General features: G+C 70.2%; 20 protein-coding genes. 11 read left to right on the top strand and 9 right to left on the bottom strand.

Translation table 11 applies throughout. The features are described 5' to 3' along the window. The first annotated feature begins 38 nt into the window (after positions 1–38). From OIE13_RS19845 to OIE13_RS19865, 6 genes are all read left to right on the top strand, one after another. Entirely contained in the window at positions 39–776 is a 738-nt protein-coding gene (locus OIE13_RS19845) for a serine hydrolase (protein WP_326828531.1), read from the top strand. 151 nt (positions 777–927) lie between these two features. Next, complete coding sequence (locus OIE13_RS36755; RefSeq protein ID WP_442816072.1) at positions 928–1278, top strand: DUF4189 domain-containing protein; 351 nt, start codon at positions 928–930, stop codon at positions 1276–1278. Between the two features lie 200 nt (positions 1279–1478). Then, on the top strand, positions 1479–1991 hold the full coding sequence (locus OIE13_RS19850) for an O-acetyl-ADP-ribose deacetylase (RefSeq protein ID WP_326647012.1): 513 nt from the start codon (positions 1479–1481) through the stop codon (positions 1989–1991). Between the two features lie 388 nt (positions 1992–2379). Further along, entirely contained in the window at positions 2380–4356 is a 1977-nt protein-coding gene (locus tag OIE13_RS19855; protein WP_326828532.1) for an NACHT domain-containing protein, read from the top strand. Between the two features lie 175 nt (positions 4357–4531). Next, positions 4532–4885 (top strand): helix-turn-helix transcriptional regulator, encoded by a 354-nt coding sequence (locus tag OIE13_RS19860; protein WP_326637668.1) that lies wholly within the window; start codon positions 4532–4534, stop codon positions 4883–4885. 126 nt (positions 4886–5011) lie between these two features. After that, positions 5012–5734, top strand: coding sequence for a neutral zinc metallopeptidase (locus OIE13_RS19865; RefSeq protein WP_326637665.1), 723 nt, complete (start codon positions 5012–5014; stop codon positions 5732–5734). Between the two features lie 31 nt (positions 5735–5765). Here the strand turns inward: OIE13_RS19865 and OIE13_RS19870 are convergent, their stop codons facing one another. Then, positions 5766–6812, bottom strand: a complete 1047-nt coding sequence (locus OIE13_RS19870; RefSeq protein WP_326637664.1) for a class I SAM-dependent methyltransferase — start codon at positions 6810–6812, stop codon at positions 5766–5768. A 220-nt stretch (positions 6813–7032) separates the two neighbouring features. After that, positions 7033–7938, bottom strand: a complete 906-nt coding sequence (locus OIE13_RS19875; RefSeq protein ID WP_326828533.1) for a phosphatase PAP2 family protein — start codon at positions 7936–7938, stop codon at positions 7033–7035. A gap of 359 nt (positions 7939–8297) precedes the next feature. Here OIE13_RS19875 and OIE13_RS19880 point away from each other — a divergent pair, with 359 nt between their 5' ends. The 5 genes from OIE13_RS19880 (at position 8298) to OIE13_RS19900 (ending at position 11423) form a co-directional block, all read left to right on the top strand. After that, positions 8298–8807 carry a PadR family transcriptional regulator gene (locus OIE13_RS19880; protein ID WP_326828534.1) on the top strand — a complete coding sequence of 170 codons (510 nt, stop codon included), beginning with the start codon at positions 8298–8300 and terminating at the stop codon, positions 8805–8807. Between the two features lie 127 nt (positions 8808–8934). Beyond that, positions 8935–9090: a hypothetical protein gene (locus OIE13_RS19885; RefSeq protein WP_326830301.1), complete on the top strand. Its 156-nt coding sequence runs from the start codon at positions 8935–8937 to the stop codon at positions 9088–9090. Further along, positions 9018–9260 (top strand): hypothetical protein, encoded by a 243-nt coding sequence (locus tag OIE13_RS19890; protein ID WP_326647117.1) that lies wholly within the window; start codon positions 9018–9020, stop codon positions 9258–9260. The genes OIE13_RS19885 and OIE13_RS19890 overlap by 73 nt, the downstream gene beginning before the upstream one ends. Positions 9261–9492: 232 nt before the next feature. Beyond that, positions 9493–10185, top strand: a complete 693-nt coding sequence (locus OIE13_RS19895) for a response regulator transcription factor (RefSeq protein ID WP_326637659.1) — start codon at positions 9493–9495, stop codon at positions 10183–10185. Further along, a complete protein-coding gene (locus tag OIE13_RS19900) occupies positions 10179–11423 on the top strand; it encodes a sensor histidine kinase (protein WP_326637657.1) in 1245 nt (414 codons plus the stop codon). The genes OIE13_RS19895 and OIE13_RS19900 overlap by 7 nt, the downstream gene beginning before the upstream one ends. On the opposite strand, the gene OIE13_RS19905 is transcribed toward OIE13_RS19900, so the two are convergent. The 7 genes from OIE13_RS19905 to OIE13_RS19935 form a co-directional block, all read right to left on the bottom strand. Continuing rightward, positions 11372–12073 (bottom strand): hypothetical protein, encoded by a 702-nt coding sequence (locus tag OIE13_RS19905; RefSeq protein ID WP_326637656.1) that lies wholly within the window; start codon positions 12071–12073, stop codon positions 11372–11374. The genes OIE13_RS19900 and OIE13_RS19905 overlap by 52 nt on opposite strands. Positions 12074–12420: 347 nt before the next feature. Then, positions 12421–13830 (bottom strand): dihydropyrimidinase, encoded by a 1410-nt coding sequence (gene hydA / locus OIE13_RS19910; protein ID WP_326637654.1) that lies wholly within the window; start codon positions 13828–13830, stop codon positions 12421–12423. Further along, positions 13827–14252, bottom strand: coding sequence for an allophanate hydrolase-related protein (locus tag OIE13_RS19915; protein WP_326637652.1), 426 nt, complete (start codon positions 14250–14252; stop codon positions 13827–13829). The genes hydA and OIE13_RS19915 overlap by 4 nt, the downstream gene beginning before the upstream one ends. 10 nt (positions 14253–14262) lie before the next feature. Then, the gene (locus OIE13_RS19920) at positions 14263–15066 is read right to left on the bottom strand and encodes an ATP-binding cassette domain-containing protein (protein WP_326637650.1); all 804 of its coding nucleotides are present in this window, start codon (positions 15064–15066) and stop codon (positions 14263–14265) included. Continuing rightward, on the bottom strand, positions 15063–15950 hold the full coding sequence (locus OIE13_RS19925; RefSeq protein WP_326637649.1) for an ABC transporter ATP-binding protein: 888 nt from the start codon (positions 15948–15950) through the stop codon (positions 15063–15065). Before OIE13_RS19925 ends, OIE13_RS19920 begins: the two co-directional genes overlap by 4 nt. Then, positions 15947–16816 carry an ABC transporter permease gene (locus tag OIE13_RS19930; RefSeq protein WP_326637647.1) on the bottom strand — a complete coding sequence of 290 codons (870 nt, stop codon included), beginning with the start codon at positions 16814–16816 and terminating at the stop codon, positions 15947–15949. The genes OIE13_RS19925 and OIE13_RS19930 overlap by 4 nt, the downstream gene beginning before the upstream one ends. Beyond that, on the bottom strand, positions 16813–17868 hold the full coding sequence (locus OIE13_RS19935) for an ABC transporter permease (RefSeq protein WP_326637645.1): 1056 nt from the start codon (positions 17866–17868) through the stop codon (positions 16813–16815). The genes OIE13_RS19930 and OIE13_RS19935 overlap by 4 nt, the downstream gene beginning before the upstream one ends. Positions 17869–17871 lie beyond the last annotated feature (3 nt).

Genomic DNA, 17871 nt, shown 5'->3' on the forward strand with positions numbered 1-17871 from the left:
CGGGGTCACCGCTTTCGGGCACCGGCGCCGTCCGCTCCGTGGCCGAGCAGGTGTTCCAGCCGTACCGCGTACCGACCGCGGGTGAGGCGCCCGGCGGATCATCGCCTCACGGGTCGGCGGTCGACGCTCATCATCAGGCAGCGACCGCGGCCACTACCCGTCAGCCCCAAAAGTGGAACGCCTACCACCTGCCCGGCACCGATGGTGGCGCCCACGAAGCGGCGCTCAAACGGCTCAAGCCCGGTGCGACCGTCACGCTCGACCAGGTCGTCTCCGCCATGATCGAGGAGAGTGACAACGCCGCCGCCGACCTGCTGCGCGACCGCCTCGGCCCCGGCGCACTGCGCAAGATCGCGCAGACTGGCGTCGGTACCGTCAACGGCGAGATGCTACGCGCCTTCGGCGGCTGCGCGTTGCCCGCCGACGTCTGCCTGAAGAACTACGTCAAGGCCGGTACGCAGGTGCGGCCCACGCTCCCCGGCTTTGCCCGGCAGGCCGCCTGGGCCGAAACCGTGACCCGCGTCGAACCTGGCGTGCTGCGCGAAGTGCTCACCGGACTCAGGAAGGACAAGACGGCGAGCAAGCACCTGGAGTGGCCGATGCGCCAGCCCGGCGCCGACCCCCGCACACTCCTCATCGGCACCAAGGGGGGCGCGCTGCCCGGCGTCATCAGCGAGGCCATGTACACCGTCCGGCCAGGTGAGAAGCCGCGCGATTTAGCTCGCCAGAAGTGCGATAATCAAAGAGTTAACTATCAGTTCCAGCCGGCCGGCTGATTAACCGAGTGGCGACTCACCGTCACTATAGGAGTTCCGGGCCACGGTGGTGGGGCCAGGAGTCACCCCTGGAATCATACGAAGAGGAAACACCATGCAGTTAGGCAAGAAACTCACTGCCATCGCCGCTTGCGCCTTCATGGCGAGCGGGATGCTGGCCACGGCGTCCCCCGCAGCTACTGCGGCTACCGCGGCCACCACGGGGGAAAGTGCGGCACGTTACTATTACGGCGCCATTGCCGTGGCACGGGACGGCCGTATCGGCAGGTCCTGGGACTACAGAACAGCGGCTGCCGCCAGACAGCGGGCACTGAGGACGTGCGGCCGCTCCAGCTGCAAAGTCCTTACCACCTTCGTCAACGGTTGTGGCGCTGTCGCCTACAATTCCAAGAGAAACGTCTACTGGGGCGGCAGGGGGAGCACACCCGCCAGGGCGAAAAGGAACGCTATCGCCAATGCGGGCGGCGGCCGCTGGGTCGTCTATCAATGCACCTCGCGATAGCACTGACCTCAAGGAGTCAGCCGTGGCCATCAGTGAGTGCCTGAGCTGGGCTTTTATGGTCGGGACTGTTTGATCGGAGAACCGCCTTCTACCGTGGGTACAAGCGTGTGAGGCGGTGGTGACAGTGGGTTCGTTGCTGGAGGAGTACGCCGAGAAGTTCCTCGATGCAAAGGCCAACTATCGCGAAAGGTCACAACCTCATGCAGGTCACGCTGGTCCAGGGGGACATCACCGCGCAGCAGGTCGACGCCGTCGTCAACGCCGCCAACTCCTCGCTGCTGGGAGGCGGCGGGGTCGACGGAGCCATCCACCGGCGCGGCGGCCCCGCGATCCTGGCCGCCTGCCGCGACCTGCGCGCCTCGCACTACGGCAAGGGGCTCCCGACCGGCCAGGCCGTGGCCACCACCGCGGGCGACCTACCGGCCCGCTGGGTCATCCACACCGTCGGCCCCGTCTTCTCCGCCACCGAGGACCGCTCGCACCTGCTGGCCTCCTGCTACCGGGAGTCGCTCCGGGTCGCCGACGAGCTGGGCGCGACCAGTGTCGCGTTCCCCGCGATATCCACCGGGGTCTACAGCTGGCCCGTCGGCGACGCCGCCCGCATCGCGCTCGGCACCGTACGCACCGCACCGACACAGGTCACGGACCTGCGGTTCGTGCTGTTCACTCCGGACGCCTACCGCGTCTTCGAACGGGCACTCGGCGCCGCGTGAGGGCCGATCACACTCGCGATCTTGTCCGCCCTGTCCAGGCCAACGGAGAGGAAGTAAACGCCAAGTCCCACGAGAACGGCGAATGCCACGATCGCGCCACACCAGACCTGCGCCTTTTCCGACATACCGCTATCTTCATTCAGATCCGGAATTTCCGGAAGCCGGACGGCACAGAGCGTACCCTCAACCCATGAGCGGTTCCGGGTCCGAAGGCGTGCACAACAAGATCGGCAGCGCCGCGCACAGCAACGTTGTCCAGGCTCGCGATGTTTATGGAAACATCATTTTTTACGCTGGCGACGAGGCGCGGACAGCCCGGGCCCGGGAGTTCGAAGCTCAATTCCGCCGTGGTGTCCTCCACCTCCTGGACCGCATTGAACTCTGGGGCGTGGACGAGCTGCCCTGGGAACTGCGCAATTACCGGCTGAGCTCCGCCTATATGAATCTTTCGCTCCAGAAAACGAGAGAGGGCCCCGCCCTCAACGGGAGCGGTCTACGCGTTGAGGACGTCGTCACCGGCAGGCGCCGCCTGCTGCTGGAGGGCCACGCCGGCTCCGGGAAAACCACCGCGCTGCGCCATCTGGCCATTCGCGGCCTTCATGGAGAACTACTCCGGGAAGGGGACGAATCCCCGGCGCTGGTGCCATTCTTGATCAAGATGCGCGGCTGCCACGACGGGGAAAAACGCCTGCGCCTTCCCCAGGTGGAGGAGTTCGTGGCGGCCGTCGCCGACACCATCGCCGGCAGCAAGCCTGACCGTTGGGTAGCCGACCTCCTGGAGCACGGCCGGGGAATGGTCTTTCTGGATGGTATCGACGAGATATCCGACAAGGATCGTCCAGCGGTCCTTGAATGGCTGAAACAACTCCTCGCCTATTACCCCACGGCGTCCTATGTCCTGACCTCGAGGCCCGCCGCCATCAACGAAGCCTGGCGCGAGCAGTTACGAGCCAACGACTTCGTGACTGCGAGACTGGAGCCGATGACGCCTACTCAGGTGGACGGCTTCATCGATCGCTGGCACCTTGCCGTGGCCGAAGGGGCCCATACCTACTCCCCCGGCCAGGTGTGGGAGTCAGGACAACGCCTGAAGGGCGAGCTGGCGGCGCGCCGTGATCTCGCACGGCTGGCCAGGTCACCGCTGATGTGCGCGATCCTCAGCGCGCAGCATCTCAGGGGGAACGAGCTGTGCGACTCGCGTTCAAAGATCTTCCGCAGGAGCGCTCTCGTCGACTTCCTGGTCGAGCGCCGGGACGTAGGGCGGTCCATCCGCAAAAGGTCGGACTGGCACCGGCTGCTCGCGCCGCTTGCCCACTGGCTGGTCGTAGAGGGCGAGGACACGCTCCCGCGACGGACAGCGGTCAGACTGATCGACCGGGTGACGCATGAGGGGGCTCTCTCCGCAGGGCACACGCTCCAGCTCATGATGGAGCAGACCGGCCTGTTGGAACTCGTCGACGGAGAACGTGTTGGATTCCGGTTCCCCGGGTTCCAGGATTATCTGGCCGCCCAGGAGTTCCTGGACCAGATGCACCACGGGCACCTCGTCAGCCACGCTCACCTGCCCGCCTACCAGGAAGTAGTGATCATGGCGGTCGAGCAGGAGGCGGAGCGCGATTCCTGGCGGGTGCTGTCGAGGCTGGTCGACCGGGCCAGGAGAAGTCGCAGTAACCATCGTCGGCTGTGGCTGCTGGCGGCCGCGTGCATCGCGGACCTTCCCCCCGATGGGTGCCCGGAACTCGCCGACCAGATCCGTTCCACGGTCCGGGAGTTCCTGCCACCTCGCGACCTCGGCGAAGCCGACGAACTCGCCGAGGCCGGGGACTTCGTTCTCGACCTTCTCACGGACGTGGCGTGGTCGGGCTCCGTCACGAACGCCATGGCACCGGCCGTCATCCGCACCGCGGCACTGATCGATGCCGACCAGGCGGTCCCTCTCCTCAGCCGGTTCCGTTACGTCGACGACCCCGGGATCCAGCGGGAACTGGCCGCGGGCTGGTGCCGGGTCCGTGGCTACGAACGCTACGCCCGCGAGGTGCTGGGTGACGCGGCCCTCGACACGACCTGGCTCGACCTTCCCCACGTCTCCGCGCTGCCCACACTCCGCCTGATCACCGGCCTTCGGAACCTGCGGCTGCCCCGCGAAGCCGACTCCGACACGCTGAAGGCGCTGGTAGAACTCGACGGCCTCCCGGACCGGCTCGAAGCGATCAGCCTTGCCGACACCGCCGTCACCGACCTGACCCCGTTGGCCAGGCTGCCGCGCCTGCGCTGGCTCGACCTCTCCAACACACCGGTCGCCGACCTGAGCCCGCTGACGAAGCTTCCCGGCGTGAAAGTTCGTCCGGCCAGGCTCGCCCCGTAGCAGGCCGTCGTTCCCCGGCACGATCTCGTCGATCCGTCCCGCGTATGTCACAGGCGGTGGCGAGACCGTCATCACCCGGCTCGCCGACATCCTCGTCATCCAGGCGATCCGTTCCTGGCTCGACTCGGCGCCCGAGGCGAACCAGGGCTGGCTGGCCGCCCTGCGCGACGAGCAGGTGGGGCGGGCGCTCGCGTTGATCCACCGCGCGCCCGAACGGCAGTGGAGCGTCGCCTCGCTCGCGCAGGAGGTCGGCATGTCGCGCTCGGCCTTCTCAGCGCGCTTCACCGACCTGGTCGGCGAGTCCGCCATGCGCTATCTCGCCCACTGGCGCATGCAACTGGCCCGTACGCACCTTCGGCGGACAGCGGAGCCGCTCTCGGCGGTCGCCCGCCGCTTCGGCTACCAGTCCGAGGCGGCGTTCTGCCGGGCGTTCAAACGGACCTTCGGCGTGCCGCCGGGGAACGTCCGCCAGGCTGCGGACGAGGTGAGTTTGACGGCGCGAGGGTGGGACAGCGCCTCAACGCGCTGATCGCTGCTCTCGCGAGCCGCGTGCACAGCGAAGGCACCGGGAGTTCTAAGCTGTCCGATCATGCGCTTCGTCCCCCCAAGCACCGCTTCCCGGCGATCTCTCCGGCGGTGGGCTCTCCTGGCCGCCGTGTGTCTTGCCATCCTGCCCGCCGGAATCGCGCAGGCCTCCGCGCCCAAGCCCTCGTTGCTGAAGTCCGGCAGGCTGGCGGTCACCTCGTGCCCGGAGCCGCCGCTCATCGACCGAGGTATTCCACAGCCGGGCGAGTATCTCCTCGCGGTCATGAGATGTCTGAACACCTCGTGGTCCGCCCACTTCGCTCGGGCCGGGCTGCGGTTCCGCACGCCCACGGTCCGCCTCTACTCCGAACCCGCGCGACGTGTCTGCGGAATACCCTGGCCCCAAGGCGCGGACGCCTTCTACTGCACGGAACGGGCCACGCTGGTGTTCCCACTCACCGATGCCTGGATCGAGGACCGCACCGACCTGTACCCCTTCAAGGTGGCGGCCCACGAGTACGGCCACCACCTGCAGAACCTCACCGGCGTCAGGGACCACTTCGAGAGGCGCGCCCGCGCCGACCTCCCCCACCAGTTCGAACTCCGCCGCCGCTACGAGCTCCAGGCCGACTGCCTGTCGGGGGTGTTCCTGGGCAGCGTACGGGACTCCCTGCCGCGTACCGAGCAGGACTGGAAGGCACTGTCCGAGAAGCTCCGCGCCAGCGGTGACGAGGGTGAGCGCCGCACCCACGGCAGCGGCGCCAACCGGGTCCGCTGGTTCGAACGCGGCTACCGCGCGCTCTCCCCCGCCGCCTGCGACACCTGGACCGCCGGACCGTCCCGGGTGTCCTGACCCACGGGGGCCGGCGAAGACCGGACAGCCGCTACGGCTTCAGTTCCAGTACCAGGTTGAACGGGGTGGCGGTGGCCTGGCAGGTCCGGGTGAAACCCGCCTGCCGGGCCACCTCGAAGAGCCGGTCCCGCCCGGCCTGCGCGCCCAGGGCCTCGGTGCCGCCCTGGGCAAGCGCGTTGGGTACGCAGATGGTGGCCGAGGCGTTGAAGAAGAGCCGGCCCACCGGGTTGAGGTCGTCCGGCAGCCGCCCGTGCGCGAACGGCTCGACCAGCAGCACGGTGCCGTCGGGTGCCAGGGTGAAGTGCACGTGCCGTAGCGCGGCAACGGGGTCGCCCATGTCGTGCAGGCAGTCGAACAGGCAGACCAGGTCGTAGCCGGCCCCTGAGTAGTCGGCGGCGTAGGCCGCCTCGAAACTCACCCGGTCCGTGACCCCGGCCTGCAGTGCCAGCTCGCGGGCCCGCACGATCGAGGGCACGTGCGCGTCGAAGCCGGTGAAACGCGAGTTCGGGTACGCCTCCGCCAGCACGATGGTCGAGGCGCCGTGCCCGCAGCCGACGTCGGCCACCAGGGCCCCGGCGGTCAGCTTCTCCTCGACGCCCGAGAGTGCGGGAATCCAGCTGTCTCGCAGGTGGGCGGCGTATCCGGGGCGGAAGAACCGCTCGGTGCCGTTGAACAGCGCCCGGTCGTGGTCGGACCAGGCCAGGTCCCTGGCACCTCGGTAGGCCTCCGCGATCCCGGCCTCGTCGCGGTAGACGGAGGAGATCAGTTCGGCGAGCCCGGTCATGAACACCGGGCTGGTCTCGTCGGCGAACACCGTCGCCTGCTCGTCGGTCAGCGTGTAGGCGCCGTCCCGGTAGCGAACGTATCCGGCGCATGCCTGGGCCGCGAGCCATTCGGCGACGAGCCGCTCGTTGGTGCCGGTGCGCCAGGCCAGGTCACCGGGGCTGAGCGGGCCCGCCCCCACCATCGCCTTCCACAGGCCCAGCCGGTCTCCGAGCACGACCGTCGCCGCTCCGAACGCGGCCCCCATGTCGAGCACGACCTGGTCCACGAGCCTCTGCAGCCCGGCCTCGTCCATCGGAGCCTTCCCCGTCGGTCCGTGTGATCGCCCGCAGTGCTCAGGGCGAACTCCGTACGGGCTCTTCGAGTCCGCCCACCGCGCGGAAGAGCGCGGAAGAGGTCGGCGAATCCCCGTGCGGCCACCGTTCTCATCGTAGTGCCGGCCTTTCGCGCCTCCCGGAAACGGATGTTCAACGTCGTGCAACGGCTCCTTCGGCCCCGGACCAAAAGGTCCGGGATCAAAAGCGTCCGCTGTGGTGGCCGTTGTCCGACGCCTGCGGGAGGTCGGCCCGGAAAGGACGGAAGTGATCCGGCCCAGCAGGCGGAGCCCCCGTCGGCCGCCCGTACTGGAGGGAACGGCCGAAGTCCGGGCCGGCTCGGTGCCTGCCCGCGTGGGCGGCCGGACGGCGCCCGTACCGGCCCTCGGGGGCGGAATCGTTCCGGCCCAGGCGTTCGATCAGCGGCGACACCAGCCGCACCGCCGGTGGCGTGAGCGCGAGCAGCACCGCCGCCACCACGCCTGCGGCGAGGATCACACCGGCGAGCACGTCGTGCGGGTAGTGAACTCCCACCATCACCCGCAGCAGCGCCGCCACCGCGGCCAGCGGCAGGGTCACCGCGGCGAGGCGGGGACGGAACAGGGCCAGCCCGACCGCGAGTCCGGCGGCCAGGGTGGCGTGGTTGCTCGGAAACGACCAGTCCCCCACCTCGGGGCACTCCGCGATCGCCGCCGCGGCTCCCCGTACCACCCGGCAGGGGCGTTCCTCGATCACCGTCAGCTTCACCGTCTCGCTGATCGCATAGGCGGCGACGGTGCCCACGCCGATCATGACGGTTCCGGCGACACCGCGCGCGTCCCCGCGGCGCAGAGCGGTCCACCACACCAGGACGAGCAGCAGCCCGAGGAGCACGAGGGTGCCGTCGGTGGCTATCTCCATCGCGGTACTCGCCCACGAGGGCGCGTTCGCCACCGCCTTGGTCACCAACCTGTACCCGGAGGCCGAAACGCCTTCCACGACCTTCGCCGGACCGGCCCCGCCCGTGCCCTCCGGCGAAAGCCAGGCAACGGCTCCGGCCCCCACGCCCAGCGACACGGTCGCGCCAAGCAGCCGGCTGCGGAGATTGTTCCCAGCGTCAGTCTTCATAGCGGTCGATCATAAGAAGGACCGTGGCATAACGCCTAAATGAACAGTAATCAAACCTGAGATGAATCTCAGTTCGACCGGTACCGCCGCTGTCACCTCACCGGATCGGCGATCGCCGTGAGCAGCGGCACCGGCTCCTCGGCCCCGGCCGGGCTCGGCGACTCACCGAGCGGCGGACACCCTGGGCGGTGTCGGCAACCGACTGCGGGTTCACTCCGCCCGGCAGTGAAGATCATATTTCGGGCGCTTGATCGAAACGCGAGTGCGACGGCGGTTGGTGACGTGAAACGCCGCGGCTTGTGCAGAAATGCGGCAGATCCCCTTGAGAAGCGCATACTGCGTATGCATACTTAGTATCCATGTCGATCAGGCACGGGCTGCTCGCCCTGCTCAGCAGGGGGCCCCGGCATGGCTACCAATTGCGGGTGGAATTCGAGGCGTCGACCGGGGCGACCTGGCCGCTCAACATCGGCCAGGTCTACACGACGCTGTCCCGCATGGAGCGCGACGGTCTGGTCAAGCCAGGGGAGTCGGACGAGCAGGGCCGGGTCGTCTACACGATCACCGCGGCCGGCCGGGCGGAAATGATGCGATGGTTCAGCACCCCCGTCGTCCAGTCCGACCGGCCGCGGGACGAGCTGGTCATCAAGCTGGCCATGGCCGTCGCCGCCAAGGAGGTGAACGTCGCCGAGGTCGTCCGCAAGCAGCGTACTGCGACCATGCGCGCCCTCCAGCAGCTGACCAGGGCCAAGCCATCCGCCACGGAAGGCACGGCCCAGCGGCTCGTGCTCGATTCCATGATCTTCCAGACCGAGGCCGAGCAACGGTGGCTGGATCACTGCGAGGCCGTTCTCAAGGAGGAAAGATGACGGTCGTACAGCTGGTTGAGGTGGCCAGAGTCCACGGCGAAGGGGAGACGGCCGTACACGCCGTCAACTTGACCCGGCCCTGAAGGGCGTGAGCCTCGCGGTCGACGCGGGGGAGCTGGTCGCGGTCATGGGCCCGTCCGGGTCCGGCAAGCCGACCCTGCTCAACCTCGCGGGCGGGCTCGACCGGCCCACGTCGGGGGGACGTTGCGCGTGGTCGTGGCCGGCCAGGCCCTCTACATCTCCGGGCTCGGCGCGCTGGTGGGGCTGGCCGCGGGGATGGTGACGGGCGTGGCCCTGAGCCGGCCGATGACGACGCACGCCGCCGGAGATCCCGCCACGATCGCCATACCGTGGCCATTCGTGATCGCCGTGGTGGTGGGGCTGCCCGTTCTGGCATCTGTGGGGGCGCTGATCACTCGGACCAGGCTGCCCCTCGCCCGCCGACTCCTGTGACGCGGATCCTGGACTGCTCTCGTCCGCCGCGGTGGTCGGCGAAACCCCTCTCCGACGCGGCAGCCGCACACCACAGCCGGCGCGACACGTCCGGTGAATCTCGAACACCCACCCCGCGCTCCGTCCGCCACACGGCGGAGCCCGGGTCCGCCACACGGCGGAGCCCGGGTCGGCCCGCGTCTCTTCCGGGGAGGGTCGCCGCTAGGCGATCGACCTCTGTAGTCTGCTGCGCATGCCTGGTAGGACAAACGGTCTCGCGAGGATCAAACTGGTCATCGCGGACGACCAGGCCATGATCCGCACCGGACTGCGGTTCGTCGCGGAGACCGCCGCGGACATCGAGGTCGTCGGGGAGGCCACCGACGGGCTGGAGGCCCTCTCCGTGACCCGGCGACTGCGACCGGACGTGCTGCTGATGGACATCGCGATGCCCCGGCTGGACGGCCTGGGCGCCGCCCGGCGGCTGCTCGCGGACCCGCATCCACCCAGGATCGTCATACTGACCACCTTCGACACCGACGAGAATTTGCACGCCTCGCTCCGTATCGGAGTGAACGGTTTCCTGCTCAAGACCTCGCCCCCCGAGCAGCTCATCGAGGCGGTACGGGTGGTGGCGGCCGGCGACGCGCTCATCGACCCGGCGGCCACCACGCGGGTGATCGCCTCGTTCACCGCGCACCACGAGCCGGTCGCGCCGCCCGAGCTGGCCACGCTCACCCCGCGTGAGCTGGAGGTGCTGCGCCTGCTCGCCAGAGGGCTCTCCAACCTCGAAATCGCGCGCGAGTTCCAGGTGGGCGACGCGACCATCAGGACCCACGTCGCCCGGCTGCTGCACAAGCTCGGCCTGCGCGACCGGACCCAGGCCGTCGTGTTCGCCTACGAGGCCGGGGTCGTGCGGCCCGGGCAGCGGAACCTGCCGTGCTGAGAAGACTGCTCGGCGACTGGCGGCCGACCTGGCTGGATCTCCTTCTCTCCCTCGCCGTGGGGATCACCGGCCTCGTCGAGTCCTTCGGCCGCCAGGGTTCCCAGCCCGGCCAGATCAGCGATCCGGTGCCGCTGGCGGTGGGGGCGGTCGTCGCCGGGACGCTGCTGCTGCTCCGGCGCAGGTTCCCCACGGCCCTGCTCCTCGCGCTGATCTCGAACGGCCTGGCCGTGCGGGTGGTGGCGGGCGACGAATACTACGCCGCCTGGCACTTCTACTCGACGCTCATCCTCGTCCACACCGTGGCCAGCGCCGCGGAGCTGCGGAGCCGCCGCGGGATCGCGGGGCTGGCGTGCGTGCTGGCGACGTACGCCGGCCTGCAGATGCAGACGTTCCAGAGCAACGACATCGCCGAAGTCATGATCACAGCCGTCTTCATCGGCGTGGCGTACGGAAGCGGCATCCTGCTGCGTCGCCAGATAGACCGGACGTTGCGGCTGGCGGAACACGCCATCCGCCTTGAGATGGAACGCGAGGAGCGAGCCCGGCTGGCGGTGGCTGAGGAACGGACCCGGATCGCCAGGGAGCTCCACGACATCGTCTCGCACAATGTGAGCGTGATGACCCTGCACACCGGCGGGGTGCGGATGCGGCTCGGTGAGGAGCACAAGCGGGAGCGCGACATGCTGCTCGGGGTCGAGCGGGCCGGCCGCGAGGCGGTCGAGGAGCTCCAGCTCATGCTGGGAGTGCTCCGCGGGACCGGCGATCCGGACCCCGGCGCCTCCCAGCCGGGCCTGGAGCGGCTGGACGAGCTGGTCGCGCAGGTCAGGGAGGCCGGGTTGGACGTCCGTCTCCAGATCATCGGCGAGCCGCGCCCCCTGCCGCCGGGACTCGCGCTCTCCGCCTACCGGGTGATCCAGGAGGCTCTGACGAACGTGCTGAAGCACTCCCCCGCCACCGGTGCCGACGTCGTCATCGCCCACGGCCCGACCGGACTGGATGTGGAGATCACCGACGACGGCACGGGCGTCGGCCCTCCCCCGGCCGGCGGGCACGGCCCAGACGGATACCGCTTGGACGGGCAGCGCTTGGACGGGCAGCCCTCGGGTGGACATGGCCTGGTCGGGATGCGCGAGCGGACCGAGATGCACGGTGGCGAGCTGTCCACCGGTCCCGTCCCGGGCGGCGGTTACCGGGTGGCCGCCCGGTTCCCGCTGGACATCTCGGCGGCGACCGGCTGAGCCGCCTCCCGCCCGGCCCACTCCGCGTCGCTCATCCGCAGCATCCGCAGCCCGATCACCCCGGAACCGGCCAGGTAGAGCAGGCCGCCCACGGCCGTGCCGATCGGGAAGATCAGGGTGCCGAAGACGCCCGCGATGATCGCGAAGGGTGCCCACCACGGCCCGTGGCCGGCGTAGGCCAGGGCCAGCCCGAGCAGGAACAGGCCGAGCAGCCCGAGGAAGCCCGGGATCTGGAACCCGAAGGTGGCGCCGGGATCGGAGAGCGCCTGCTCGGCGAGCATCTCGCCCTGCCGCCCGCCCAGGGCGCGTTCGAGCCGGGAGTAGAAGAAGTCCACCAGCATCAGCCCGGAGAAGTTCACCACGCCGAGCAGCGCGAGACCGCCGGCGAGGTGGCCGAAGACGACTCCCCGGTGCCGGATGAGGTGGATCATCCCGATGATTCCCGGGATCATCAGCACCCAGCTCCAGTGCAGCAGCGAGGCGCTGACCGAGACCTGCTCCGGATACCTGCCGTAGACGCCGGTGGTGTCACCGCCCTGCCGCAGGGCCGGGTCGACGATGGCGCCCGCGATGTAGAGGAGCGGCGCGACGATGAGGCACACCCCTGCGGCCCATCTGCGGAAACCGAGTGGATTGGAGAGCGATGGCATGAGATCTTCCCTTGCGTTCCGGCCCGCACCTGGGCGGGCGGGGCGAGGACGGGAACGTTAGGCGACGACGCGGCGCGCGTCGTCCTCCTCATGGCTATCGTCGCTCCGCTGTCCGGCGGACCGCCTACCCCGCCAATCGCGACACGAGCCCGGCGCCCTACGCGCTGGGCTCACCGCGCTGGGCGCGACGCGCGGATCCGGACCGTGAACGCGCCCGGAAGGCGGGGGCATATATCGCCCCGGCCGGCAGGTGCCGACCGGGGCGCCGTCGTCACGGAGCCGTGCGCCCCAGTGCCGGGGTGAGCGTCGTCACGGAGCCGTGCGCCCCAGTGCCGGAGTGAGCGTCGTCACGGAGCCGTGCGCCCCAGTGCCGGGGTGAGCGAGATCGGTCCGGCGGACAGGTGCCGGCCGCGGGGGACGGGGTCGACCAGGATGCCGTCGTGGACCACGACCCGGCCGCCGACCAGGACGGTCCGCGGCCTGCCGGTCAGGGTCATGCCCTCGTACGGCGTGTAGTCCGTCGCCATGTGCAGGTCGCCGGCGCTCACCCGCCACCGGGCGGCCGGATCCCAGATCGCGATGTCGGCGTCCGAGCCCGGCATCAGCGTGCCCTTGCGCGGGTACAGGCCGTTGGTCCTGGCCGGGTTGGCGGCGGTCAGCTCGACGAACCGGGTGGCGGGCAGCCCTGCCCCGGCGACGTACTCGGAGAAGATCACCGGTAGCCGGGTCTCCACCCCGGGCAGGCCGTTGGGCATGGCCCGCACGTCGGTGCGCCGCGACTCCTTCTGCGCCAGGTCGTAGCAGCAGTGGTCGCTGCCGATCGTGGTGATCTCCCCGGTGAACAGGTGGCGTCCCAGCGCGTCGACGGCCTGGCGGGAGCGGAGCGGCGGGCAGCAGACGAACCGCTCCGGGGCGGGGCCGTCATAGTTGCCGTCGTCCAGCACCAGGTGGTGGGCGACCGACTCGGTGAACGCCGGCACGCCGCGCCGCCTGGCCGCCGCCACCAGCTCGACCGCCTCGGCGGTGGACTGGTGCACGAAGTAGACCGGTGCCCGCAGCGACTCGGCGATGGCCAGCACCTCGGCCACCGAGGCGGTCTCGGCCAGTTCGGGGCGGGTCGCGGCCATGTGCCCGGCGCCGATCCTGCCGCTCGCCGCGCACCGCTCCTGGGTGTCCTCGATGATGTGGTTGGCCTCGCAGTGGATCACCACCATGCCGCCCAGGTCGCGCAGCGTCCTCATGGTCCGCAGGATGGTGTCCTCGCCCGCCATGGTCTCGCCGCGGTATGTGGTGAACATCTTCACCGTGGGCATGCCGTCCGCGACCAGCGCGCCGAGCTGGTCGGGCACGGTCTCGTCCCACTCCACGACGCAGGCGTGCAGGGCACTGTCGCACAGCCCCTGGGCGGCCTTGGCCCGCTGGGCGTACGCCGCGTCGGCAGGTGCCTGGCCGGGCCGCGGGATGGCGAAGTCCACGATCGTGGTGGTGCCGCCGAACACCGCGGCCGTCGTGCACCTGGTGTAGTCGTCGAGCGAGGTGAAGTCGCCGGAGGTGAAGCCGACGTGGCAGTGCGGGTCCACCCCGCCCGGCATGACCAGCCGCCCGGTCGCGTCGACCTCGGCCGCGCTGCCCGGCGCGGGCGTGCCCGGCTCGGCCAGGGCGACGACGACACCACCGGCCACGAACACGTCGGCGGGGGCGGACCAGCCCGCCTCGACCACCGTGCCGCCCCGCACCACCAGCTCGGCGTCTCTCATCCGACCGCGCCCTGCGTCCGGCCGATCTCGCCCTGCGTCCGGCCGGACGCGAGGTAGGCGCGCCAGCCGCCGGCCGTGCTGATGTCGGTGACCCCCGGCAGGGTCAGCGACTCGTCGCGCATCCGCATGGACAGCGATCCGCTGCCGTCGGCGAGCTCGATCACGCTCAGCTCCAGCTCCTCGGGCTCGTTCGGCAGCAGGTGCTCGCGCAGGATCTGGTAGCTCACCTCGTACAGCTCGCCGGGCACGGCGTACCCGTCGGAGGTCACCGGGTACAGGCCGGGGAACTCGTCGCGCACCGAGTAGAACCGGTAGCGGGGGGCGGTCTCGACGGGTCCGACAAACCGGGCGCCGCTCAGCGCGGTGTTCAGGCTGCCGCCCGACATCGCCTGGCCGTTGACGAACATCCGCAGATTCTCCACGGGTCCTCCTTCAGTACTGAGGTTCGGCCGCGCGGCGGGCACGCTCGGCGGCGGGGTCGGGGATCGGGACGGCCGCCAGCAGCGACCGGGTGTAGGGGTGCTCCGGCGCCCCGTACACCTGCTCCCGGGTGCCGATCTCAGCGAGCCGTCCCTGCTCCATGACCGCGATCCGGTCGCAGAGGTAGTAGACGACCGCCAGATCGTGCGCGATGAACAGGATCGACAGGTTCAGCCGCAGCCGCAGGTCCCGGAGCAGGTTGAGCACCTGGGCCTGGACCGAGACGTCCAGGGAGGAGATCGGCTCGTCGCAGATGAGCAGCCGGGGCTCGACCGCCAGGGCCCTGGCGATGGCGATGCGCTGGCGCTGCCCGCCGGAGAACGACCTGGGGTAGCGGTCCAGGTGCTCGGCGGACATGCTCACCGTCTCCAGCAGGGCCGCCGCGCGCTCCCTGCGCCGGCGCCGGTCCGGCTCAAGACCGTGCACGACGAGCGGCTCCTCAAGCAGCTCGGCCACGGTCATCCGGGGGTTCAGCGACGAGTACGGGTCCTGGAACACCATCTGCATCTCGCGACGGAGGGAGCGCAGCTCCCCGCGGCCGGCCGCCAGCACGTCGCGCCCGCCGAGTTCCACCCGGCCGGAGTCCGGTTCGGTCAGCCGCGCCACGCACCGCGCGGTGGTGGACTTGCCGGAGCCCGACTCCCCGACCAGGCCGAGCACCTCGCCCGGCATCATGTCGAAGGAGACGTCGTCCAGCACGCGCCTGCCCTCGAACGTCTTGACCAGGTTCCGCACCCGCAGCAGGGGCTCGCTCATGCCCGGCTCACCGTTCCTTCCTGTGCCGCTTCCCCGGCCGCTTCCCCGGCCACTTCCCCGGTCGCGGAGCCGATGGTGGCCAGCGGCCGGGACAGGTCGCCCCCGATCCGGGGCACGGCCGCGAGCAGCGCCCTGGTGTAGGGGTGGCGGGGCCGGGCGTAGACCTCATCGACCGGGCCGCTCTCCACCGCCAGGCCGTGGCGCATCACCACCAGCCGCTCGGCGAACCCGGCCACGATGCCCAGGTCGTGGGTGATCAGCAGGACCGCCATGTCCCGCTCGTCGGCCAGTTCGTGCAGCAGCCGCAGCACCTGCGCCTGGACCCGCACGTCGAGTGCGGTGGTCGGCTCGTCGGCGATGAGCAGCGCGGGTTCCGCGATGATCGCGATGGCGATCACCACCCGCTGCCGCATCCCGCCGGAGAACTGGTGGGGGTAGTCGTCGAAGCGCTGCTCGGCGTCGCGCACGCCCAGCCGGGAGAGCAGCTCGACGCCGCGCCGCCTGGCGACCTTCTTGGACACCCCTCGGATGACCAGCGGCTGCATGATCTGCCAGCCGATCGTCATCACCGGGTTGAGCGAGGCGAGCGGGTCCTGGAAGACCAGGCCGACCCCCGAACCGCGGATCTCGCGCATCCGGCGCGGCGGCAGCGTCAGCAGGTCGGTGCCGTCCAGCGCGATCCGCCCGGTCAGCGTGGCGCCGGCGTCCAGCCGCAGTACGGCTCGCGCGGTGACCGACTTGCCGGATCCGGACTCGCCGACCAGCGCGACCTTCTCGCCGCGTGCCAGCTCCAGGTCGACGCCGTGCACGACCTCGACCGGCCCCTCGGGCCCGGGGAAGCTCGCCCGCAGATCTCGTACGGCGAGCAGTGGTGTGTCCGTCATCGGCCGGCCCCCTCGCGGATCGTCGGGTCGTTGCGCACCCGCAGCCAGTCGCCCAGCAGGTTGAAGGAGATCGCGGTCAGCATGATGGCCAGGCCGGGGAAGGCCACCGCCCACCAGCCGTTGGTGAGGTTGTTGGCCGCCGCGGCGATCATCGCCCCCCATTCGGCGGACGGCACCTGCGCGCCGACGCCGACGAAGGACAGGCCGGAGATGACCAGCATCACCGCGGCGACGTCCAGCGTGGTCTGCACGTACAGGGTGTTCAGCGCGTTGGGCAGGATGTGCCGGAAGACGAGACGGGTCCTGGAGACGCCGAGCATCCTGGCCGCGTCGACGTACTCGGCGTCCTTGACGTCGCGGACCAGCGTGCGCACCAGCCGCGCGTAGCCGGGCCACCAGGTGAGGGAGAGGGCGATCACCGCGGACTGCAGGCCGGAGCCGAGTGCGGCGGCCAGGCCGAGGGCCAGGATGATCGACGGAAGCGAGAGGCCGATGTCGGTGATCCGCATCAGCACCTCGTCGACGACCTTCCCGCCGAGGGCCGCGACCGTGCCGACCACGGTCCCGATCAGCGCCGCGGCGACGATCACTATCATCGTGGCGGGCAGGGTGACCCGCGCGCCGGACAGGACCCGGCTGAGCACGTCACGGCCGCTGGCGTCGGTGCCGAACCAGTGGTCGCCCGAGGGGGACAGCAGGGCCTTGGACAGGTCGACCGCGTAGGGGTCGTGCGGCGCGATCAGCGGCCCGATGACGGCGAGGAGCACCATCGCCACGGCCACCGTCACCGCGGCGCGCTCGACGATCGGGACGCGGGGCAGGATACGGCGGCGCGCGCCGGTGACCGCCGTGGCGCCGGCGCTCACGCGTTCACCTCCGCGAGAGCGGGTACGGCCGGCTCGCCCGTGCGGCGCTTCGTCCTGCGCAGTCGCGGGTTGAGCCAGAGCTGGATCAGGTCCACGGCGATGTTCGCCACCACGAAGACCACTCCGATCACGAGAACCGTGCCGATCACGGTGTAGAGGTCGCTCTGCAGGACGGCGGCGACCGCGTGGGCGCCGATTCCCGTCCTGCCGAAGATGGATTCCACCAGGACCGTGGAGCCGAGCATCCAGCCGAGTTGCATGCCGAGAATCGTGCTGGCCGGGACCATGGCGTTGCGCAGGCCGTGCCGTACCACCACGCGGAACTCCGAGGCGCCGGTCGCCCGGGCCAGCGTGATGTAGTCGGAGTCCAGCGCGGTGATCATTGAGGAGCGCACCGTGCGGGCCACCACCGCGACGAACGAGGCGGCCAGCGTGAGGGCGGGAAGTATCAGGTGTCGCAGGGCGTCGCCGAAGGCGGGCAGGTTCCCGCCGAGCAGCGCGTCCAGTGAGGTCATTCCGGTGATCCTCGGCACGTCCTGGCCGAAGGCGAGCTGGCCGGTCAGCGGCAGCAGCCTGAGTTCCGCGGCGAAGACGAGTTGGAGCATGAGGCCCAGCCAGAAGACCGGGACCGCCGCGCCCAGCAGGGCGATGAGCCGGGCCGCGATGTCGGCCGGCCGGCCTCGCCGGTAGGCGGCGTACACGCCCAGCGGTACCGCCACCACGATATTGATCGCCATCGCGGCGAGCACGAGTTCCACCGAGGAGGGCAGCATGGCCGCGATGTCGTCGAGCACCGGCCGCTGGGTGAACACCGAGACGCCCAGGTCGCCGTGGAGCAGCCGGTCCAGATACCCTGTGAACTGCTGCCACAGAGGCCGGTCAAGGCCGAGCTGGATCCGTACCTGTGCCACCTGTTCGGCGGTCGCGTTACGCCCCGCGGCGGTCCTGGCCGGGTCGCCGGGCAGTACCTGGGTCATCAGAAAGGTGACGACGGCCAGGCCTGCCAGCACGATGACGCTGGTCACGAGCCGCCGTAGCAGAAAACGAGCCATGGG

Origin of the sequence: Streptosporangium sp. NBC_01810 (genome assembly GCF_035917355.1) — a bacterium.
In the GTDB taxonomy this organism is placed as follows: Bacteria; Actinomycetota; Actinomycetes; order Streptosporangiales; family Streptosporangiaceae; genus Streptosporangium.

Excerpts from the sequence above, each read along its gene's own strand:
- OIE13_RS36755 (WP_442816072.1), top strand. The coding sequence starts at position 928 with ATGCTGGCCACGGCGTCCCCCGCAGCTACTGCGGCTACCGCGGCCACC.
- OIE13_RS19850 (WP_326647012.1), top strand. The coding sequence starts at position 1,479 with ATGCAGGTCACGCTGGTCCAGGGGGACATCACCGCGCAGCAGGTCGAC.
- OIE13_RS19870 (WP_326637664.1), bottom strand. The coding sequence starts at position 6,812 with ATGGACGAGGCCGGGCTGCAGAGGCTCGTGGACCAGGTCGTGCTCGAC.
- OIE13_RS19875 (WP_326828533.1), bottom strand. The coding sequence starts at position 7,938 with ATGAAGACTGACGCTGGGAACAATCTCCGCAGCCGGCTGCTTGGCGCG.
- OIE13_RS19880 (WP_326828534.1), top strand. The coding sequence starts at position 8,298 with ATGTCGATCAGGCACGGGCTGCTCGCCCTGCTCAGCAGGGGGCCCCGG.
- OIE13_RS19885 (WP_326830301.1), top strand. The coding sequence starts at position 8,935 with ATGGGCCCGTCCGGGTCCGGCAAGCCGACCCTGCTCAACCTCGCGGGC.
- OIE13_RS19895 (WP_326637659.1), top strand. The coding sequence starts at position 9,493 with ATGCCTGGTAGGACAAACGGTCTCGCGAGGATCAAACTGGTCATCGCG.
- OIE13_RS19905 (WP_326637656.1), bottom strand. The coding sequence starts at position 12,073 with ATGCCATCGCTCTCCAATCCACTCGGTTTCCGCAGATGGGCCGCAGGG.
- hydA (WP_326637654.1), bottom strand. The coding sequence starts at position 13,830 with ATGAGAGACGCCGAGCTGGTGGTGCGGGGCGGCACGGTGGTCGAGGCG.
- OIE13_RS19920 (WP_326637650.1), bottom strand. The coding sequence starts at position 15,066 with ATGAGCGAGCCCCTGCTGCGGGTGCGGAACCTGGTCAAGACGTTCGAG.
- OIE13_RS19925 (WP_326637649.1), bottom strand. The coding sequence starts at position 15,950 with ATGACGGACACACCACTGCTCGCCGTACGAGATCTGCGGGCGAGCTTC.
- OIE13_RS19935 (WP_326637645.1), bottom strand. The coding sequence starts at position 17,868 with ATGGCTCGTTTTCTGCTACGGCGGCTCGTGACCAGCGTCATCGTGCTG.